We start from the raw sequence: 3306 nt of genomic DNA, 5'->3' as shown, positions 1-3306 counted from the left end.
GCATTTGACTCACCAAATGATACCGCCAATTGGCTGACATTTGGCATCCATGGTACAATCCGTGAATCGATATTCCCCGCGAATGCCTGGTCCAGCGAGCACTGGGCCAATATGATGGGCTTGGGAGGCATGATGGTAGGAGGCGGGATTACCGCCAAGATGATCAAACCGCATAATTTGCTAACATCGTCAGGAGGGGGGATAAAGCTTGATGCGTCTTCTCGCCCGCCTGGATCGGGGCCAATGGCGGGTGGATTTAACGGATATAAAGACCCACGACTTCAAGTGATGGACAATATCGCGGAGAGCAAAAAAGCTCGGGAATCCTCTAAATTCTCTGAATTTGCGGAGAAGGAGAAGAGAAGAGTTGAGGGGACGGGTGATGTTAATCTAACAGAACCTTCTTTACCTAAAGGTGGAAAACCTAAAGGAAACTATACAAAAGGTGACTCACACGGTATTAAGAAAGAGAGTGAAACAGCCGATCTGATGGCAGATCAAGGATATGACATTGAAATGCTAGATGAAGTAAACGGTGGTAATGGATACGGAATAAAAGAGTCGTCAAATCCAGATTTCTTAATTGAAGGTAAGGTATTTGACTGTTATGCACCAACAATAGAAACAAATGTAGATAACATTCTTAGAAACATAACAAAAAAGACTAAAACACAAGCAGAAAGAATAGTTCTAAATTTAGATCAATTCCCTTCTGAAAAAGTCGCTGAAATTATTCAGGGGATTTTAAGAAAAGCAAATCCAAACGGTGATTTAAAGAACATAAAAGAACTATTAATTGTGAAAAATGGGGAAATTACACGAGTATTTGGGGGATAGAAGTGAATGGATTATGAATTGTTCTTACTATCTAATGTAGGCGTTAATTCATTAGGTGAGATGATTGAAAGATTTACAACTGAGTATGCGAACAAGAAGGCATCATTGAGTTGTAACGATGAAGAAATAGTTATTGGGTCTGAGCTATTTTCAATGGCTCTTGAAATTGAAGATATATCTGATATCGCTTTTGTTAGAAACCATTATAACTTAGATGTAAATATTTGCATCAGAATTCAACTATTTGGTAATACGTTTTATCAAGGACTAGAGCTTTTATTTAAAATTATAGGAAGGCTTATAAGACATATTGATGGAAATCTATTATTTCTAGAAGATGGCTCAGCTCAGTTGCTTAGAATTGAGACTGGTCAGCTAATTGTCAATAACGCTTTAGATCAGTATCAGACGAAATATTTAACTACAAGTCTACTTAGTCTACTTGACTGTCCTTACATTGAAAAAGAATTGTCAAACTAAGATGTAAATGTGAATCAATCTGTGGGACTAGACTTCTTCATTTCGGTTGCAGGAACATTGGATGCTTTAATTTTATAACCAGCATAATGCTATTCTCTTATGCTGAGCAGGTCGATTATGGTCAGATACCACCATAATGACCTGCTTTTTGTTAGTGTCCACGACGTGGATATATTCGGGACCTTTCATCTGATAATAGAGTATGAAGTGATGAGATACACTTAGAAACTACATAGGAAGTAGAGGAGTTTATAAGATGAAAAAACTATTATTAGCTCTATTAACAGGTGTAATCAGTGTGAGTTTAATTGGATCAGGAGCGGAATCGGCTTCCGCTGCGGGTAAGCCTAAGCAAGTAGAAGTGTTGTTAAATACGATTAAGATGAAATTTCCAGATGCCAAGCCATTTCAGGATGCTCAGGGGAGTGTTATGGTTCCCATTCGATTTGTATCCGAAGCGCTAGGTGCAAAGGTTACATACTCTAAGGAAGGCAAAGTATCTAAAGTTGGAGTGTACAGTAAAGATCACAAAGTAGATATGACGATTGGTCAAACCTCGGCACTAGTCGATGGACAAAAGAAAGACTATGGCACGCAGATTATATTAAAGCAAAACCGGACGTTTGTTCCGCTGCGTTTGGTCAGTGAGGGTCTCGGCGAGAAAGTAGAATGGGATAAGATTGGTCGTTGGGTGTGGATTGGGAATAAGGATTTTCGTAATACGGACGATAAGGAATTTAAACTGACGAAGCTTAGTGATTTTAAGGCTTACACAAAGACTAAGGATATTTTTGAAAATTGGGAGGGTGAAACGTTCTCTGGGGTGAAGATTATTAAAGAGAATGATTTACCAATTCAACTAAGCAATGGTCAAGTCATCTACAGTTTGGATTTGGTGAAGAGTAAAAAGGCAGGATTGGAAATGGTGGAAGTTCGTAGTGATGCGAGAGGTAAGCCAGCTGCATTCTTAATGAAAAATGGATATGCAAAGATGCGTCAAGTATTAGATGCAGCATTCATAAACAATGGCGACAAAACGGGTATGAATTATTACCCAATATTAAGTACTGTAGATAAGTTTGCCACTGGAAAATATGTTGAATCTGATAATAGTTGGATGAACTTCAGAATTACTCAGGCTGATTATATTTTATTTGAAGATAGAAATTTAAAGAGTTATGCTGTTGTTCTCGTTAATCCTTTCAAGTAAGGAAAAAGTATTATGAAAAAAACTATTAGTTCTGCGCTGAGTCTTATAATAATTCTCTCATATGTTCTGATTATATTCACATTCAATACAGGAAAGGCAGAAGCCGCCGTATTTTCTATTAGTTCTAATAGGTTATTTAAGGACCCTAGTCCTAATAAGCCAAATACCTTCTATTTTGTAGGGATGGTTTACTACGAAGTTTGGAAAAACAGCGGCGGTTCATGGACTGGTGCTGGTCATCATCCAGATTCCGTAGTTCGTAAAGTGGATGGTGGAACTTATGAATTCACTTTCGGAACCAATCGAAAAATCAAAAGCATTGAGGTAAAGCAATTTGATTTTAGTTGGACACATGCTAATGCAACTTTCCAAACGTCTAGAACTGGAGAATTGAAAGATAAATCTCAAGAGTATTATCAGGGTGCAACTTCAATAGTAAACTATAATAATTATGAGAAAACCCCTGTTTCTGGACTAGGAACAAATAAAGCACAAAAAGCAGTATATGTTCAGAATGGCGTGTTAACAGCAAAAAATAGAATTGATCGAAAGCTTGAAGAGCAGGTGGAGAATGATCAGGTTTTTGCTCCGGGTGTAGAAGGGTATCGTTATTATTTTCCAACCCTATTTGCCATAGAACTCGAACCACCCGAAGGTATGGCGATTATTCAGCACTTTGATACCAAAGGGAATCCGTTGAATGGTATAGACGGTTTTACCGACAAGGAAATGAAGCTGGAGAAGGGGAAGGATTATACCTTCCCTCACACCGCGCCAGG

Annotated in this window: 3 protein-coding genes and 1 pseudogene; all 4 read left to right on the top strand. The window is 38.3% G+C overall.

What is annotated here, in order from left to right; all coding sequences use genetic code 11:
• A partial coding sequence (locus DFQ00_RS30050) for a CdiA C-terminal domain-containing protein (RefSeq protein ID WP_482805328.1) occupies positions 1-837 on the top strand: 837 nt, incomplete at its 5' end.
• Positions 838-843: 6 nt separating this feature from the next.
• Complete coding sequence (locus DFQ00_RS28510; protein WP_110899759.1) at positions 844-1317, top strand: hypothetical protein; 474 nt, start codon at positions 844-846, stop codon at positions 1315-1317.
• A 256-nt stretch (positions 1318-1573) separates the two neighbouring features.
• Entirely contained in the window at positions 1574-2527 is a 954-nt protein-coding gene (locus DFQ00_RS28505; protein WP_110899758.1) for a copper amine oxidase N-terminal domain-containing protein, read from the top strand.
• Between the two features lie 12 nt (positions 2528-2539).
• A pseudogene (locus DFQ00_RS28500) lies at positions 2540-3306 on the top strand (DUF5704 domain-containing protein); the annotation flags it as partial.

It is taken from the genome of Paenibacillus barcinonensis (genome assembly GCF_003217495.1).
GTDB classification, from domain to species: Bacteria; Bacillota; Bacilli; order Paenibacillales; family Paenibacillaceae; genus Paenibacillus; species Paenibacillus barcinonensis.
Note: the sequence above shows the minus strand (reverse complement) of the source record. Positions and strands in the feature narration are given on the sequence as shown.

What these genes read in the sequence shown, in the direction of transcription:
- DFQ00_RS28510 (WP_110899759.1), top strand. Translation starts at nt 844, where the DNA reads ATGGATTATGAATTGTTCTTACTATCTAATGTAGGCGTTAATTCATTA.
- DFQ00_RS28505 (WP_110899758.1), top strand. Translation starts at nt 1,574, where the DNA reads ATGAAAAAACTATTATTAGCTCTATTAACAGGTGTAATCAGTGTGAGT.